General features: G+C 64.1%; 16 protein-coding genes. 10 read left to right on the top strand and 6 right to left on the bottom strand.

The features are described 5' to 3' along the window. Positions 1–121 precede the first annotated feature (121 nt). A complete protein-coding gene (locus AC07Y9_RS23445) occupies positions 122–1,090 on the top strand; it encodes a siderophore-interacting protein (RefSeq protein ID WP_102680831.1) in 969 nt (322 codons plus the stop codon). A gap of 63 nt (positions 1,091–1,153) precedes the next feature. Here the strand turns inward: AC07Y9_RS23445 and AC07Y9_RS23440 are convergent, their stop codons facing one another. After that, a complete protein-coding gene (locus AC07Y9_RS23440; RefSeq protein WP_102680832.1) occupies positions 1,154–1,897 on the bottom strand; it encodes a thioesterase II family protein in 744 nt (247 codons plus the stop codon). Positions 1,898–2,208: 311 nt separating this feature from the next. Here AC07Y9_RS23440 and AC07Y9_RS23435 point away from each other — a divergent pair, with 311 nt between their 5' ends. Then, positions 2,209–3,342, top strand: a complete 1,134-nt coding sequence (locus AC07Y9_RS23435; protein ID WP_102680833.1) for a cupin-like domain-containing protein — start codon at positions 2,209–2,211, stop codon at positions 3,340–3,342. Positions 3,343–3,345: 3 nt separating this feature from the next. On the opposite strand, the gene AC07Y9_RS23430 is transcribed toward AC07Y9_RS23435, so the two are convergent. Beyond that, positions 3,346–4,539, bottom strand: a complete 1,194-nt coding sequence (locus tag AC07Y9_RS23430; protein ID WP_102680834.1) for an MFS transporter — start codon at positions 4,537–4,539, stop codon at positions 3,346–3,348. Positions 4,540–4,653: 114 nt separating this feature from the next. On the opposite strand from AC07Y9_RS23430, the gene AC07Y9_RS23425 reads away from it, so the two are divergent. The 6 genes from AC07Y9_RS23425 (at position 4,654) to AC07Y9_RS23400 (ending at position 10,047) form a co-directional block, all read left to right on the top strand. Then, the gene (locus AC07Y9_RS23425) at positions 4,654–4,986 is read left to right on the top strand and encodes a hypothetical protein (protein ID WP_146021799.1); all 333 of its coding nucleotides are present in this window, start codon (positions 4,654–4,656) and stop codon (positions 4,984–4,986) included. 79 nt (positions 4,987–5,065) lie between these two features. Beyond that, positions 5,066–5,512: a hypothetical protein gene (locus tag AC07Y9_RS23420; protein ID WP_102680835.1), complete on the top strand. Its 447-nt coding sequence runs from the start codon at positions 5,066–5,068 to the stop codon at positions 5,510–5,512. A gap of 96 nt (positions 5,513–5,608) precedes the next feature. After that, the gene (locus AC07Y9_RS23415) at positions 5,609–6,409 is read left to right on the top strand and encodes a glucose 1-dehydrogenase (RefSeq protein ID WP_102680836.1); all 801 of its coding nucleotides are present in this window, start codon (positions 5,609–5,611) and stop codon (positions 6,407–6,409) included. Beyond that, positions 6,402–8,222: a glycoside hydrolase family 15 protein gene (locus tag AC07Y9_RS23410; protein ID WP_102680837.1), complete on the top strand. Its 1,821-nt coding sequence runs from the start codon at positions 6,402–6,404 to the stop codon at positions 8,220–8,222. Before AC07Y9_RS23415 ends, AC07Y9_RS23410 begins: the two co-directional genes overlap by 8 nt. Before the next feature lie 315 nt (positions 8,223–8,537). Beyond that, the gene (locus AC07Y9_RS23405) at positions 8,538–9,008 is read left to right on the top strand and encodes an isochorismatase family protein (protein WP_007921939.1); all 471 of its coding nucleotides are present in this window, start codon (positions 8,538–8,540) and stop codon (positions 9,006–9,008) included. 136 nt (positions 9,009–9,144) lie between these two features. Beyond that, on the top strand, positions 9,145–10,047 hold the full coding sequence (locus tag AC07Y9_RS23400; protein ID WP_102680838.1) for an alpha/beta fold hydrolase: 903 nt from the start codon (positions 9,145–9,147) through the stop codon (positions 10,045–10,047). On the opposite strand, the gene AC07Y9_RS23395 is transcribed toward AC07Y9_RS23400, so the two are convergent. Further along, on the bottom strand, positions 10,033–11,025 hold the full coding sequence (locus AC07Y9_RS23395) for a GlxA family transcriptional regulator (protein WP_102680839.1): 993 nt from the start codon (positions 11,023–11,025) through the stop codon (positions 10,033–10,035). The genes AC07Y9_RS23400 and AC07Y9_RS23395 overlap by 15 nt on opposite strands. Positions 11,026–11,139: 114 nt before the next feature. Between AC07Y9_RS23395 and inhA the strand changes: the two genes are divergently transcribed. Next, positions 11,140–11,826, top strand: coding sequence for an isonitrile hydratase (inhA, locus tag AC07Y9_RS23390; RefSeq protein WP_102680840.1), 687 nt, complete (start codon positions 11,140–11,142; stop codon positions 11,824–11,826). An 89-nt stretch (positions 11,827–11,915) separates the two neighbouring features. On the opposite strand, the gene darC is transcribed toward inhA, so the two are convergent. The 3 genes from darC to darA form a co-directional block, all read right to left on the bottom strand. Then, on the bottom strand, positions 11,916–12,173 hold the full coding sequence (gene darC, locus AC07Y9_RS23385) for a 2-hexyl-5-propylresorcinol biosynthesis acyl carrier protein DarC (protein WP_146021800.1): 258 nt from the start codon (positions 12,171–12,173) through the stop codon (positions 11,916–11,918). 80 nt (positions 12,174–12,253) lie between these two features. After that, positions 12,254–13,405 (bottom strand): beta-ketoacyl synthase DarB, encoded by a 1,152-nt coding sequence (gene darB, locus AC07Y9_RS23380; RefSeq protein WP_007921929.1) that lies wholly within the window; start codon positions 13,403–13,405, stop codon positions 12,254–12,256. Between the two features lie 7 nt (positions 13,406–13,412). Beyond that, positions 13,413–14,354, bottom strand: coding sequence for a 2-hexyl, 5-propylresorcinol biosynthesis aromatase DarA (gene darA, locus AC07Y9_RS23375; protein ID WP_102680841.1), 942 nt, complete (start codon positions 14,352–14,354; stop codon positions 13,413–13,415). Between the two features lie 508 nt (positions 14,355–14,862). Here darA and AC07Y9_RS23370 point away from each other — a divergent pair. Then, positions 14,863–15,267, top strand: a complete 405-nt coding sequence (locus AC07Y9_RS23370) for a GFA family protein (RefSeq protein WP_053262038.1) — start codon at positions 14,863–14,865, stop codon at positions 15,265–15,267. Positions 15,268–15,438: the final 171 nt, after the last annotated feature.

The following is a 15,438-nucleotide window of genomic DNA, read 5'->3' as shown; positions in this document are numbered from 1 at the left end:
GCGCCACGCCGGCCGCCAACCCCAGGGCCGCGCAGGACAGGCCGACCAGCGGCCCCGACGGTAAATCGGACCCACCCCCCTTCGTTCCTTGCTTATCCCCCCTTGCAACAGGTACCCGCCCATGTCCTCCGCTCAATCGCTGACCGACATCCTCACCCAAGGCTTGCGCAAACTGACGGGCATCGACCGGCCCAGACCCAAGGGCTACCGGGTGATCAACGTCGAGCTCAAGCGGCGCATCGTCCTCAGCCCGTCCCTGGTGCGCCTGGTGTTCGCCGGCGAGGACATCGCCCAGGCCCGCACCCTGGCCCCGGACCAGCGCATCAAGCTGCTGTTCCCCGGCGCCGACGGCAGCGTCCCGCAACTGCCGGTGGAAGGTGACTGGCACGCCGCCCGGCGCAAGCTGCCGGCCGAGCAGCAGCCACCGATGCGCACCTATACCATCCGCGCCCTGCGCCTGCTGCCGGCGGAGCTGGATGTGGACTTCGTGCTGCACGGGGTCAACGGCCCCGCGTCCAGCTGGGCCACCCACGCCCGGCCCGGCGACCGCCTGCAGATGGTGGTACCGAACAAGGCCTACAGCGGCGATCCCGGTGGTTATGAATGGATGCCGCCGGCAGATATCCGCAAAGTGCTGCTGATGGGCGATGAAACCGCCCTGCCGGCCATTGCCGGGATTCTCGAGGAGCTGCAGGAGTATCCGGATTACCCGGACGTGCAGGCGTTTATCGAAGTGCCCCACGAAAGCGACTGCATCGACTTGCGCTGCAACCCCCAGACCCGGCTCAACTGGCTGCCGCGGGACCTGTTGGGCGCCCAGCACGGCGAAACCCTGATCCATGCCGCCCGGGAACTGGCCGAGCTGCCGCCGCCCCACACCGCGCACCGGTCGATCAAGGTCCGCGAGGGCGACGAGGAACAACGCCCCTGGGAGACCGCCACGCCGGCCGACAACAGCTTCTACGCCTGGGTGGCCGGCGAGTCCGCCACGGTGATGAGCATCCGCCGCCACCTGATCAACGAACGCGGCCAGGAACGCCGCAACCTGACCCTGATGGGCTACTGGCGCCTGGGCACGTCGTTGGGCTGATACATCTGCCTGGGCCTTGAGAACGCCGCGGCCGTGCCGGCCGTTCGCAGCCTGCGGCAGCGGCTACAGGGCCGCCGCGGTTTCCGGTTGCAGGTGACGCCGACGATGCACCTCAAGGTGGCCCTTGATCAGGCTCAGGACCCTGGCTTCGTGTTCGTGGATGAAAAAGTGCCCGCCCGCCAGCATGTCCACGGAAAAGCTGCCCTGGGTCTCCTTCCGCCAGCCAATCAACTGTTCGGTGGTGGCCCGGTCGGCCTTGCCTCCCAGGACATGCACCGGGCAGTTCAGCAACGGTCGCTGCAGCGGGCGAAAACGGCCACACAGGAGAAAGTCGGCGCGCAGGATCGGCAGGGTCAGGCTCATCAACTCCTGGTTGGTCAGCACCTCTTCGCTGGTGCCATTGAGGGTGCGCAACTGTTCGATCAGTTGTTCGTCCGTCTTGGGGTCGGCAAAACCCCGGTCGTAGTCGGTGCGCAGGGTCGGCGCCGCGGTCCCCGAAGCGAACAGCGCCACCGGTTCCGGACAACCTAGGGCCCGCAGGGCGTGGGCCAGCTCGCAGGCCAGCAGCGCCCCCAGGCTATGGCCGAACAAGGCATAGGGCATGCGCAGATTAGCGCGGATTTCCAGCGCCAGTTGCCGCGCCAGCTCGCGCATGTCGGTGTGCAGCGGCTCGGCATAACGGGCGCCCCGCCCGGGCAGTTCCACCGGCTGCAATTTCAGCCATTCGGGCAGCTTGCGCCGCCAGCGGCTGTAGACCATGGCGCTGGCTCCGGAATACGGCAGGCACAGCAACGTCAGCTGGGTCACGGTGTTCCCCTTGAGAAAAATGATGGTAAAGACTGGACGTGCCACCTGGCCGGCAAATTAGTGCGGCAGCCCGCCTGACGCCCATCTGTAGGAGCAGCCGGTCGACACTCGATTGCTCGCGATGGTCGTTAACGACACCGCGTCTTGCATTGGGTAAACGCAGTGTTCTCAGGTTCATCGCGAGCAAGCTTCGCTCCTACAGTAGCTCCCCTTCGCTTGACCGGTCGTCATTGAGTCAGTCGTCCCCATAAATTTCCCGATACAGCCTTCGTTCTCTGCTGCAGATCAAACCGCAAACAAGAGAGATCGCCGTGGACTTGCAGACCATTCTGTCAAAGCTGTTCGCCAATGCCGGTGCCGTGGGAATCGAAGGCACCTTTCAGTTCGTGTTCGGTCCACAGCTGGCATTCTGGTCAGAGGTCAAGGCGCACAGCCGCACCGAAGCCGGCCGGCATCCGGCGCCTGATGTCACCATCGAGGTCGCCCAGGCCGACTTTCTCGGGATCATGGGCGGCAGCGCCAACGTCGAGGAACTGTTCGCCAGCGGCCGCCTGAAGATCGGCGGCAACATGGGCCTGGCCACGCTGCTGCCGCAGATCATCGACCATGCGCGGCATGGTGGCGCAGTGGAAAAGAAAGTCGAGATGAACACCCGCTACCCCACTCCACCGCGCTACAGCGAACAAGTCTCGGCCGGCCTGCCGACCCAGCGCACGGTGGAGCGGCGTCCGCGCAGCGGGCTGTCGGTGGAGGAGTTCAGGACGCGTTACCTGCCCCAGGGCATTCCCGTGGTGATCAGCGATGCCCTGCAGGACTGGCCGCTGTTCCAGCTCAGCCGCGAAGAATCGCTGGTGCACTTCGCCGAACTGCAAGGCATCACCCGCCACGGCGACTACGTGAAAAAGACCTTTTCCACCGAGCGCGACTTTCGCTCCACCTCCATGGCCGAGTTCATCGCCTCGCTGGACAACCCGGCGCCGAAAAACGTCGACGGCGAACCGCCCGCCTACATGGGCAACAACATCCTGCCGGCGCAGTTGCTGGAGCAGATCCAGTACCCGCCCTACTTCGACCGCTCGCTGTTCATCCCGCCACGGATCTGGATCGGCCCCAAGGGCACCCTGACCCCGCTGCACCGCGACGACACCGACAACCTGTTCGCCCAGGTCTGGGGCCAGAAGTCCTTCATCCTCGCCGCGCCCCATCATCGTGAGGCGCTGGGCACCTGGTCGACCGCGCCCCAGGGCGGGCTCGACGGTTGCGAGGTCAACCCGGACGCACCGGACTACGAGCGTTTTCCGGCCTCGCGGGACGTGACCTTCCTGCGGATCATCCTGGAAGCCGGCGACCTGCTGTTCCTGCCCGAGGGCTGGTTCCACCAGGTGCAGTCGGTGTCCACCTCGCTGTCGGTGAACTTCTGGGTCAACTCCGGGCGCGGCTGGTAAGGCTCAGGCGACCGCCGGCTGGCTGCGGGTCAGCCGACGACAGCTCTGCACCGCCGCTCCCAGCACCACCACCCCCGCCGCCAGCGCCACCCAGAAGCCGCTGCGCGCGCCAAAGGCATCCACCAGCCAGCCGGAACTGGCGGCGCCGATGGCCACGCCGATGCTGACCCCGGTGACCAGCCAGGTCAGGCCTTCGGTGAGCTTGGCCGGCGGCACGATGTTTTCCACCAGGGCCATGGCGACAATCAGGGTCGGGGCGAAGAACAGGCCGGAGACGAACACCGCCAGGGACAGGCCGAAGATATTGCTCGCCAGCAGCAATGGCAGGGTGGTCACGGCGGTGGCGATGCCGCCGTACATGAACAGCCGCGGCAGCGGGATATTCAGTTTCAGCGCGCCGAAGGCGATGCCCGCCAGGCAGGAACCGATGGCGTACACCGACAGCACGATGCTCGCCGCCGCGGGTTGCCCCTGCTGCTGGGCGAACGCCACGCTGACCACATCCACCACGCCGACGATCATGCCCATGGCGATCATCAGCAGCACCAGCAGCTGCAACTCCAGCGAGCGGATGATCGACACGTCGTGCCGGGCCTCATGGGGATGCATCGGCGGCTCGGTCGCCCGTTGCGCCACCAGCGCGGTGACGCCGATCGCCAGCATCAGCAGCGCCGCCAGCGGCCCGGCCTCGGGGAAGGCCGCCACGCACAGCCCCACCGACAACGGCGGGCCGACGATAAAGCACACCTCATCGAGCACCGACTCCAGGGCATAGGCGGTCTGCAACTGTGGCTGGCCGCGGTACAGCTCGGTCCAGCGGGCGCGGACCATGGCCGGCATGCTCGGCATGCAGCCGGCCAGGGCAGCGAACAGGAACAGCGTCCAGTGCGGCGTCTGCAAGCGGGTGCACAGCAGCAACGCCAGCAGTGCGCCGCCGCCCACACCGGCGGCGATCGGCAGCACCCGGCCCTGGCCGAAGCGGTCGACCATGCGCGACACCTGGGGCGCGCAGAAGGCCGTGGCCAGGGCGAAGGTCGCCGCCACCGCACCGGCCAGCGCGTAGCCGCCCTTGAGCTGGGCCAACATGGTGATCAGGCCGATGCCGGTCATCGACATCGGCATCCGCGCAATCATCCCCGCCACCACGAAAGCGCGACTGCCGGGGGCCTTGAACAGTTCGCGATAAGGGTTTGCCATTGCGAGGTCTCTGCAAAATCGTGCACGTTGCCACAGATACCTCTACATGAGAACGTACTCCGCCCCAAAAACGACCACACAATCACAAACAAATAACAGAAAGCCTTTTAGAGCATGCGTCCGATAAAGTCCGCCCTCACGTTCATTAACAAAAATTCCATTTTCATTGCCATAGGATTGATCCTGCCCCTGCTGGCATTGAATCTTTGGTACTTCCTGCAACTGGCCATTGAGAAAAAAGAGGTACCACGGCTTCATGAGCTCGCAGTAAGTTCTTTCACTTCAGGCTCAAGCGCACTCATTGGCGTATTGATAGCGGCCTATCTTGCTTATCGCTACAACACCCGCATCGAGAACAAGAAACTCGAGGACTCTGAAGTCAGGGCATTGAGAAAATGCCGTATTCTGCATAGCAATAAAACTGAACAAGATCGCGGGAATTTATAACAGTTTCTTTAAAGAGAACGAGTTAAACGAACACCGTTGGGCACGTACCCCGGCAGCAGGCCCGATTGCTCTGAACATTGTGGAAATTGATTTCAACGAACTGGGCTTTCTTCATGAAGAGCACGGCAAGGCCCTGCTCGAGTTATCTGTCGCGGAAGAAAGCTACATTGCAGCTGTCAACGCCATTAATGAGCGTTCAAGACTGGTTTCAGAAAAGCTTGAGCCCGCGCAAAAAACTGCTCAGGAAAGGTTCAAAGCCACACTGGCCGAAGGCGACAAAAATCAACTTGGATATAGTCGCCTGAAAGAATTCGTGGATGCTGACATCTATCAAATCATGAGCAAGGCAACTGACAGCTGCTACTTGGTGTTCCATAGCACAATAAAAAACTACGCTGATATACAGCCTCGCATCCTGGAAATAGCAAAGAAGCGTTTTCCAAATATAAAGTTCATGGATCACCAGAAGATACTTGCAGAGTTGAATGCCGCCGCGGCCACCGCCTCGAACTCGAAGCCCGAGTAGCGATCCCGTTCAAAACAAGAGTGATCATTCTCCGCTGAACTCTTGTCCTGCAAGGTCAGTCAACCAGTCAACGACAGTTTTTCAGGTTGACCAATCATGCAGATCTCCCTCAACCAACAAGTCGCTCTGGTCACCGGCGCCAGTTCCGGCATCGGCGCCGCGGCGGCCACCGCCCTGGCCGCGGCCGGGGCCTCAGTGGTGCTCAATTACCATCGGCAGGCGGCGCCCGCGGAAAAGCTCGCCGCCGACATCAACGCCTGCGGCGGCCGGGCCATTGCCGTGGGCGCCGACATCTCCCAGGAAGACCAGGTCCAGCACCTGTTCGACAGGGCCCTGGAAGCCTTCGGTTTCCTCGATATCCTGGTGGCCAACTCGGGCCTGCAAAAAGACGCCGCCACAGTGGACATGACCCTGGAGGACTGGAACCAGGTGATCAGCGTCAACCTCACCGGCCAGTTCCTCTGCGCCCGCGCCGCCCTGCGCATTTTCAACCGCCAGGGCATCCGCACCGGCGTGTCGCGGGCCGCCGGCAAGATCATCCACATGAGCTCGGTGCACCAGCGGATACCCTGGGCCGGGCACGTCAATTACGCGGCGTCCAAGGGCGGCGTGGACATGCTGATGCGCAGCCTGGCCCAGGAGGTCAGCCACCAGCGCATCCGCGTCAATGCCATTGCCCCGGGCGCGATCGCCACGCCGCTCAATCGCAAGGCCACCGAGGGCGCGGCCGAGCGCAAGCTGCTCGAGCTGATTCCCTACGGGCGCATCGGCGACGTCAAGGATGTGGCCAACGCCGTGGTCTGGCTGGCCAGCGATGCCTCCGACTACGTGCTCGGCAGCACCCTGGTGATCGATGGCGGCATGAGCCTGTACCCGGAGTTTCGCGACCATGGCTGACACTGAACGACAGGCGCCGATCGACGCCCACGGCATCATCGGCGACCTGCGCAGCGCCGCGCTGGTCAACGACAAGGGCAGCGTGGATTTTTTCTGCTGGCCGGAGTTCGACAGCCCGTCGATCTTCTGCTCGCTGCTCGACACCCCGGACGCCGGCATCTTCCAGCTGGCGCCGGACCTGCCCGACGCCCGCCGCGAACAGATCTACCTGCCGGACAGCAACGTGCTGCAGACCCGCTGGCTCAGCGAACGGGCCGTGGTGGAAGTCACCGATTTGCTGCCGATCGGCGACAGCGAGGATGACCTGCCGCTGTTGATCCGCCGGGTGCGGGTGGTCAGCGGCCGCGCCACCCTGCGCCTGCGCTGCGCGGTGCGCCATGACTATGCCCGCGCCACCACCCGCGCACGGCTGGACGGCGACGCCGTGTGCTTCGAGGCCGAGCGACAGCCGGGGCTGCGCCTGGTGGCCAGCCAGCCCCTGCGCATCGACCGGCAGGCGGCGGTGGCCGAGGTCGAACTGGAACAGGGGCAGAGCGCCGAATTCATGCTGGGCGGGCTCGACGATCCGCGGCTGGTCACCGGCGGCAGCGAGCTGTGCCTGGAACGCACCCTGAAGTTCTGGCGCGACTGGATCGGCCAGTCCAACTACCGCGGCCGCTGGCGCGAGATGGTCAACCGCTCGGCCCTGGCGCTGAAGCTGCTGACCTCGCGCAAGCACGGGGCGATCCTCGCCGCCGCCACCTTCGGCCTGCCGGAAACCCCGGGCGGCGAACGCAACTGGGATTACCGCTACACCTGGATCCGCGACGCGTCGTTCACCGTCTACGCCTTCATGCGCCTGGGCTTCGTCGCGGAGGCCAACGCCTATATGCGCTGGCTGCGCGGGCGGGTCAGCGACTGCCGCGGCCAGCCGGCCAAGCTGAATATCCTGTACGCCATCGACGGCCGCCAGCAGTTGCCGGAAACCCGGTTGCCGCACCTGTCCGGGCATGGTGGCGCGACGCCGGTGCGTATCGGCAACCAGGCCTATGAACAGGTCCAGCTGGACATCTTCGGCGAGCTGCTGGACGCGGTGTACCTGGTCAACAAATACGGCGAGGCGATTTCCCACGAAGGCTGGAAGCACGTGGTGGACGTAGTGGATCAGGTCTGTAGCAGCTGGGACGGCGAGGATGTGGGCATCTGGGAAATGCGCGGCGAGCAGCATCACTTCCTGCATTCGCGGCTGATGTGCTGGGTCGCCCTGGACCGGGCCATCCGCCTCGCCTCGAAGCGCTCGCTGCCGGCGCCGTTCGCCCGCTGGGACCAGACCCGCCAGGCGATCTACGACGATATCTGGAGCAACTTCTGGAACGCGGAACGCGGGCATTTCGTCCAGTACCGGGGCGGCACCGCGCTGGACGGCTCGATGCTGCTGATGCCGCTGGTGCGCTTCGTCGGCGCCCGCGACCCGCGCTGGCTGGCGACCCTGGAAGCCATCGAGAGGACCCTGGTGCGCGACGGCATGGTCTACCGCTACCGCAACGAAGACAGCCAGATCGACGGCCTGGCCGGCACCGAAGGCGCATTCGCCGCCTGCTCGTTCTGGTACGTCGAATGCCTGGCCCGCGCCGGCCGGCTGGACCAGGCCCACCTGGAGTTCGAGCAACTGCTGCGCTACGCCAACCCGCTGGGGCTGTACGCCGAAGAGTTCGACAGCCATGCCCGGCACCTGGGCAACACCCCCCAGGCACTGACCCACCTGGCCTTGATCAGCGCCGCGAGTTTTCTCGATCGCCGGCTCAGTGGCGAGAAGATCCTCTGGCAGCCTTGAGCGACCTCGCTCATCGCACGCAAACACCCGCACTCTTCTGTAGGCGCGAGGCTTGCCCGCGATGGCCATACTGCGCAATGCCTGGAAGACCACGTCATCGTTCATCGCGCGCAAGCTGCGCTCCTACAGAAGCACACACAAGCACCCTACCATCCCGTAGGAGCGAGGCTTGCCCGCGATAGAAGCAACGCGGAATGTCGGGTGTGCCCCGTGATCCTTCATCGCGGGCAAGCCTCGCGCCTACAGAAGACAAGCCGTTCGCGGCAACGGCGGTTTGCGGGCAGAATAGGCCGCCCGGTTCCCTCAAGGATTCCCATGCGCCAGGTGCTGCTGATCATCGACGTGCAACCCTCATTCAACCCGCCGGACTGGCTGGTGAACGGCATCAACGCCCTGCTCGGCCAGTTGCCCTCGGTGGCCACCGTCGAGCGCCATGACGAAAGTCGCACGCCCTTCGTTCGCCAGCTCGGCTGGTGCCCCGCCGCCGATGACCACAGCCTGGTCGCCGCCGACCGCGTCTTCATCAAGCACGGCTACGCCCCCACGCCGGACACCATTGCCTACCTGCGCAGCCTGGCCCCGGACCGCGTGCTGGTCTGCGGCATCCAGACCGACACCTGCGTGCTCGCCGCCGGCTTCGCCCTGTTCGACGCCGGCCTGCAACCAACGCTGATCACCGACCTGACCGTGGGCTCGTCACTGGACCGCAGCGGGCAGTTGGGCGTGCGGTTGTGGCAGCACCATTTCAAGCACCTCACGACCAGCGCCGAGCTCGCCTTCCTGTAGCCGCTGACTGAGGTCTGAAGCATTCGTCAGCGCTTCATGCCATCAGGGCAAAGCCCACGAACGAGGTCCTGGCCCAACACTGACCAGGCATGCAGTTTGAGCTAAGGTTGCTGTTTTCCCTGTCGCCGGATCCGTCATGAACAGCTCGCTCTCTGTCCAGTACATCCAGACCCCGTCCTTGCGTGTCGCCTACGAACACCACGGCCCCGCCGACGGCGAGCCGGTGATTCTGTTGCATGGTTTTCCCTACGACCCTCGCTGTTACGACGAGATCGCCCCCGAGCTGGCGGCGCGCGGCTATCGGGTGATCGTGCCGTACCTGCGCGGCTACGGCCCGACCCGTTTCGCCGGCCCGGACATCCTGCGTTCCGGGCAACAGGCGGCGCTGGCCCAGGACCTGCTGGACCTGATGGACGCCCTGGAGATCCCCCGGGCCGCCCTCGCCGGTTTCGATTGGGGCGGTCGCGCCGCCTGCATCGTCGCGGCCCTGTGGCCGGAGCGGGTGCGCTGCCTGGTGAGCGCCGACGGCTACAACATCCAGGACATTGCCCGCTCGACCCAGCCGCGACCGCCCGAGACCGAGCACCGGCTCTGGTATCAGTACTATTTCCACACCCAACGCGGGGTCGACGGCCTGACCGCCAACCGCCGCGAACTGTGCGCACTGCTGTGGCGACTGTGGTCGCCGACCTGGGATCGCGGCCGCGAACTCTATGATCTGAGCGCGCCATCGTTCGACAACCCGGACTTCGTCGAGGTGGTGATCCACTCCTACCGGCATCGCTTCATGTACGCGCCGGGCGACCCGAGCCTGGAACACATCGAGCAGGCCCTGGCGCAGCAGCCGCCGATCCGCGTGCCGACCCTCTCGTTGTGCGGCGGCGATGACGGGGTCGGCCCGGCGAGCGAAGAGGACGAAGACATCGGCCTGTTCACCGGCCCTTACCAACGCCGGATCTTGCCCGGGGTCGGCCACAACGTGCCGCAGGAAGCGCCGCATGCCACCTTGCAGGCGTTGCTGGAACTACTGGAAGCCTGACTCCCCCTCTGGCGAAAAGCGCTCCCGATAGGCCTGCGGCGTCACGCCAACGACCCGCAGGAAGCTGCGGCGCAGGGTTTCTTCGCTGCCGAAGCCGCACTGCACGGCGATACGCTTGATCGCCACGCCGCTGTCGCCGAGCAGGCGCCGGGCGCTTTCCACGCGGATCTGCTCGATGGCCCGGGCCGGGGTCTGGCCGGTGTCGGCGCGGTAGTGGCGGACAAAGCTGCGTTCGCTCATGCCGGCCCGCTCGGCCAGGGCCGGGATGTTCAGCTCGCGACCGAGGTTTTCGGCGATCCAGGCGTGCAGGTCGTCGAAGCGGCTGCCCTGTTTTTGCAGGGCCAGGGTCGCGCTGAACTGCGACTGGCCGCCCGGGCGCTTGAGGAACACCACCAGTTGCCGGGCCACGTCCAGCGCCATGGCGTGCCCCAGGTCCGCCTCCACCAGGGCCAGGGCCAGGTCGATACCCGCGGTGACGCCGGCCGAGGTCCAGACCGGCCCCTCGTTGATGAAGATCGGGTTGGCTTCCACCCGCAGCTGCGGATATTGCCGCGCCAGTTGCTCGCAGCGGGTCCAGTGAGTGACCACCCGGCGCCCGTCGAGCCAGCCGCTGGCGGCCAGCAGGAACGCCCCGGTGCACACCGACGCCACCCGCCGCGCCAGAGCCGCCTGCTGGCGGACCCAGGCCACCAGCGCCGGATCTTCCGCCGCGGCGTACACACCCCAGCCGCCGGCGATGACCAGGGTGTCGCAAAGCGTGCCCGGCGCCGGCAAGGGCTCGGCCAGCAGCGCCAGCCCGGCCGAGGTGGTCACCGGCCCGTCGCCCGCGGCGATCACATTCACCGCGTAGGGCAGCGGCAGGCCTTTGTGCCGCGCCAGGTCGTTGGCCGAAGCAAACACCTGCAGCGGGCCCGTGACGTCGAGTACCTGGGCGTTGGCGAAAGTCAGTACATGAACGGTTCTGGCGGTCTGGGACATGATTGGCGTAAATCGTGGGTAGGTTGGCGTATTCGCCAAAGCCTAGGGCGCTAGAGTCGAACCGTCCAGCCACATAAGAGCGGACACCTTCGAACTTCTCCAGGGAGATACCCCATGACGCTGCAGATCGGTTTCCTGTTGTTCCCCAACGTCCAGCAACTCGACCTGACCGGCCCCTACGATGTGCTCGCGTCGCTGCCGGACGTGCAGGTGCATCTGGTCTGGAAGGCGCGCGGGCCGGTCACCGCCAGCACCGGCCTGGTGCTGCAGGCAACCACCAGCTTCGCCGATTGCCCGCCACTGGACGTGATCTGCATCCCCGGTGGCGCCGGTGTCGGGCCGTTGATGGAAGACCCGCAGACCCTCGACTTCATCCGCCAGCAGGCGGAGCAGGCGCGTTATGTCACCTCGGTCTGCACCGGCTCCCTGGTGCTTGGCGCCGCCGGGCTGCTGCGGGGCAGGCGCGCCACCACCCATTGGGCCTACCACCATTTGCTGGAGGCGCTGGGGGCGATCGCGATACAGGAACGCGTGGTGCGCGATGGCAACCTGTTGAGCGGTGGCGGGATTACCGCCGGGATCGATTTCGCCCTGACCCTGGCCGGCGAACTGTTCGGCGATGCAACGGCGCAGCGGGTCCAGCTGCAACTGGAATACGCCCCGGCTCCACCTTTCACGGCCGGTAGCCCAGAGACAGCGCCCAAAGCGGTGGTGGAACAAGCCCAGCGGCTCGCGGCGAACTCCATCCAGCAGCGCGGCGAGATCGTCGACAGGGTCGTGGCGCAGTGGCAGCAGGCCTGAGACGGCGCTTACAGAAGCTGAAGAAAGATGCGGACCAGGGCAACCTTATCGGCCAGCTGAGCCCTGGCCGCATCTTCGATGAACCGGCGTCAGGCCGGGACTGCTTGCTCACTGGCCTGTCGGAGGTAGTCGATCGCCTGCTGCACGGTCTGCAGGCCATCGGCTGCGTCGTCCGGGATAGTGAGGTCGAACTCGGCCTCCAGGGCCGACACCAGTTCCACCCGGGCCAGCGAGTCTGCTCCCAGGTTCTCGACGAACGAGTCCTGGTTGCCGATCTGCGCCAGGTCGACGGCCAGTTCGCTCGCCACCACTCTTTTCACGCGTTGTTCGAGGGTTTCCATATTCATTCCCTTGCAGTTGGATGCGTACCACGAAACAGTGGCCGACCCACGCCGGCCACCGGGTTCTTGCGCCTTGGCGAGGCGCCTCAGACCACCGTCAGGTGCATGAAGCCGCCGGAGAAGCGCCCGCTTTCCGGGACGAAACACAGCACGCGCTGCCCCTTGTGCAGGCGCCCGGACTCCAGCAGTTCGTGGATCATGATGTAGATCGACGCCGAGCCGGTGTTGCCGCGCTCGGACAGGTTGGTGAACCAGCGCTCCTGGGGAATCGCCAGTTCGGTGTTTTCCAGGCACTCGGCAATCGGCTTGCGAAAGTATTCCGATGACATGTGCGGCAGGAACCAGTCGATGGCCTCGGGCGACAGGTTGCGCTTGATCATCACCTCCTTGAGCGGCTTGCCGAGGGTGTACTTCACCACGTTCTCGTTCAGCAGCCGCACGTCCTGCTTGATCGCGAAGATCGAGCGCGAGGCCCACTCCTCCGGGGTCAGCAGCTTCCAGCCGATCAGGCTGTCGTCCTCGGCCTTTTCCGCGCCGGCGTACATGCAGGTCGGCAATTCGTTGGCGTAGGAAAAGATGTCGATCCAGTCAATGCGCAGCGACAAACCGCCGGCCCGTGGCTGGTTCTCGAGCAGGAAGGCCCCGGCCCCGTCGGACAGCATCCAGCGCAGGAAATCCTTATCGAAGGCGATTTCCGGGCGGGCAGCCATCTGCGCCACCAGCGCCTCGTTTTCCGCATCGAAATTGCGCGCATGCAGCACCGGCGAGGGCACCTCCGAGGCGGTGGCCACGGCATTGCGGCTGGCCCCCGCAAGCACCGACAGGTAGGCATATTTCAGCGCGGTGAGGCCCGCCAGGCAGATGCCGGCGGTGGACACCACCTCACAAGGCTTGTTGCCCAGCTCGCCATGCACCATCACGCCATGGTTGGGCATCAACTGGTCCGGCATGGTGGTGCCGGTGGACAGGCATTCCATGGCGTCCAGGGTAAAGCCGTCGCCCACCAGGCCCTTGATCGCCTCGGCGGTTATTTGCGCGTTAGTGAAACGGGGAATACCGGTCTGCGGGTCCAGCACATAATAGCGCTGCTTGATTCCGTTATTACGCAGCACTACTTGCCGAGACCGCGAAGGTCGCCCGCCTACATACCCGAGAATGCTCTCCATCGTATCGTTATCCACTGCCTCTCCCGGCATATAAGTGGATGTTTTCGTGATATAGACAAACAATTCACTCATGATGATTTCACCCTTCGGATTCAAGATTTAGTTGCGAACCGGACGGCTGTTCGTAATAACGCTGTAACTTATCGAGCCGCGTCCGGATAAAGGGATGAAGCAAACGGCGTAACACCAGTGAAACAGGCAGGACAGTCAAGATGACCAACAATAGATAAACGATGAACAGGCACAGCAAGAGTCGCCGCAGCCATTGCCCATACTTGCCGAAACGGCAAATTATTCCCGACCAGAACTTGAAGCCTCTATAGGCCGCCCGCTCGCTGAGTATCAGCCCGGGGTTGACGGTCGCCGCCCCCAGCCCTGCCAGCATCGGCCCTTCGGCTTGCTCTTTATTGGCCTGCAAGGCGGCATTCAATGCCCGCCCGAAACGTGCGGCGCCCTGGACATCCTCGGCGCTGATCCCGGCCTTGGGCAGGCCGAGGAATGACTCGCGGCTGCCGGTGAACATCCAGCGCGGCGTGGTAATCAGGGTGGCGAAGGTGTTGGCCCGGTCGGTCAGCACCACGTTGTCGAGCAACCGCGCGCCGGCCTCGTGCAGCAGGCGCTTGACCGCCTCCTGGGCCATCAGCCACATGTTGCGGCAGGCGATCACCGTGACCACCGGGCGCCCGGCCAGCAGGCGCTTGCCTTCCGCGCTCTGGAGAAACGCGGTGATCAGCGGCGACGGCGACAGGTACCAGACCTGATACGCCAGGATCACCAGGTCGAAGGTCCCGGGATGATCGGTATGCAGCGGTTCGATGGCTGGCGGGCTGAGCTGCACGGTCTCGGGAAACACGTCGAAAAACCGGCCCACCGGCCAGGGAAACGGATAGGCGACCCGGGGCTTGAGCACCATCTCATGCACCTTGACCTCCCGCGTCGAACGCAGGGGCGAGATCAGGCTTTCGACTACGTCGTTCAACTGACCGCTTTGCGAATAACGAACCACAAGAACATGTTTCATAAGTGCGGGGACCTTTGGCTTTTCAACCACACAGACACGCCAGAGATTCACTTGAATGTGAACTTCAGCATGAAAGGCAGTTTTTATAAGTTGGGCACGACGAGAAAGACGCGCACTGTATTCGTGGCTGTTCGAACTTAAAAAACAAAACATGCTGCACGACAAAAACAGCAGCACCCGGAGCAGCGGCCTGATGACGAACTGAACCCGGAAATCGCCCACCCCGCATGACAAATACTTTCTGCCTGTTTTTGACAGAAAGAACCTGTAGTGGGACAGAACCCGTCTTCTGGTTGAAACTCTATCTGCAATCGGACGCTTGTAAACCTACCAACTCTGGTAGGCCCTTCGCGCTACCCAACGGACGAACTTACATGCTCTTATCGGAACTTTTTTAATCTAAGCAGGGCACATTCAATACTGGCTACTGGCCTTAATCAAAAAGTTTTCCCGCTAATGTCCGGGCAGCTTCTACACTCTGGCCCAGCCTTCCCTCAGGAGCCTTGCCATGCACAAGACTTACACCGGCAGTTGTCATTGCGGTGCAGTGCGCTATGAAGCCGAGATCGACTTGAGCCAGGGCACCCACAAGTGCAATTGCTCGATCTGCAGCAAGACCCGCAACTGGAACGCGATCATCGCCCCCAAGGCCTTTCGCCTGCTCAGTGGCGAACAGGCGCTGAGCGACTATCAGTTCAACACCGGCAATACCCATCATCTGTTCTGCAAGCATTGCGGCGTACGCCCCTTCGGGCGCGGTCATGTGCAGGAGATCGGCGGCGACTATGTCGCGGTGCAAGTGATGACCCTGGATGACATCGACCTGCAGGAGCTGCTTGCGGCCCCGGTGCATTACGCCGATGGGCGCCATGACAACTGGGGCAACGTGCCGGAGGAAACCCGCCACCTCTAGCTTTTCCACAGGCGAAAAAAAAACCCCGCCGAAGCGGGGTTTTTTCAAGACCATTACGACATCCTGTCGCTGCATCCTTGCACATGGTCGGTCATCCATGACCCTGAGCGCGTCCTGCGCTGCAGTTGGTGGGTGAAGATTAAGCCTGTCGCCCAATCGGCAACAGGCGAG

Source organism: Pseudomonas sp. GW456-L12, assembly GCF_059424045.1.
Note: the sequence above shows the minus strand (reverse complement) of the source record. Positions and strands in the feature narration are given on the sequence as shown.

What these genes read in the sequence shown, in the direction of transcription:
- AC07Y9_RS23445 (WP_102680831.1), top strand. Translation starts at nt 122, where the DNA reads ATGTCCTCCGCTCAATCGCTGACCGACATCCTCACCCAAGGCTTGCGC.
- AC07Y9_RS23430 (WP_102680834.1), bottom strand. Translation starts at nt 4,539, where the DNA reads ATGGCAAACCCTTATCGCGAACTGTTCAAGGCCCCCGGCAGTCGCGCT.
- darA (WP_102680841.1), bottom strand. Translation starts at nt 14,354, where the DNA reads ATGAAACATGTTCTTGTGGTTCGTTATTCGCAAAGCGGTCAGTTGAAC.
- AC07Y9_RS23370 (WP_053262038.1), top strand. Translation starts at nt 14,863, where the DNA reads ATGCACAAGACTTACACCGGCAGTTGTCATTGCGGTGCAGTGCGCTAT.
- darB (WP_007921929.1), bottom strand. Translation starts at nt 13,405, where the DNA reads ATGAGTGAATTGTTTGTCTATATCACGAAAACATCCACTTATATGCCG.
- AC07Y9_RS23400 (WP_102680838.1), top strand. Translation starts at nt 9,145, where the DNA reads ATGAACAGCTCGCTCTCTGTCCAGTACATCCAGACCCCGTCCTTGCGT.
- AC07Y9_RS23395 (WP_102680839.1), bottom strand. Translation starts at nt 11,025, where the DNA reads ATGTCCCAGACCGCCAGAACCGTTCATGTACTGACTTTCGCCAACGCC.
- AC07Y9_RS23405 (WP_007921939.1), top strand. Translation starts at nt 8,538, where the DNA reads ATGCGCCAGGTGCTGCTGATCATCGACGTGCAACCCTCATTCAACCCG.
- AC07Y9_RS23425 (WP_146021799.1), top strand. Translation starts at nt 4,654, where the DNA reads ATGCGTCCGATAAAGTCCGCCCTCACGTTCATTAACAAAAATTCCATT.
- AC07Y9_RS23415 (WP_102680836.1), top strand. Translation starts at nt 5,609, where the DNA reads ATGCAGATCTCCCTCAACCAACAAGTCGCTCTGGTCACCGGCGCCAGT.
- darC (WP_146021800.1), bottom strand. Translation starts at nt 12,173, where the DNA reads ATGAATATGGAAACCCTCGAACAACGCGTGAAAAGAGTGGTGGCGAGC.
- inhA (WP_102680840.1), top strand. Translation starts at nt 11,140, where the DNA reads ATGACGCTGCAGATCGGTTTCCTGTTGTTCCCCAACGTCCAGCAACTC.
- AC07Y9_RS23410 (WP_102680837.1), top strand. Translation starts at nt 6,402, where the DNA reads ATGGCTGACACTGAACGACAGGCGCCGATCGACGCCCACGGCATCATC.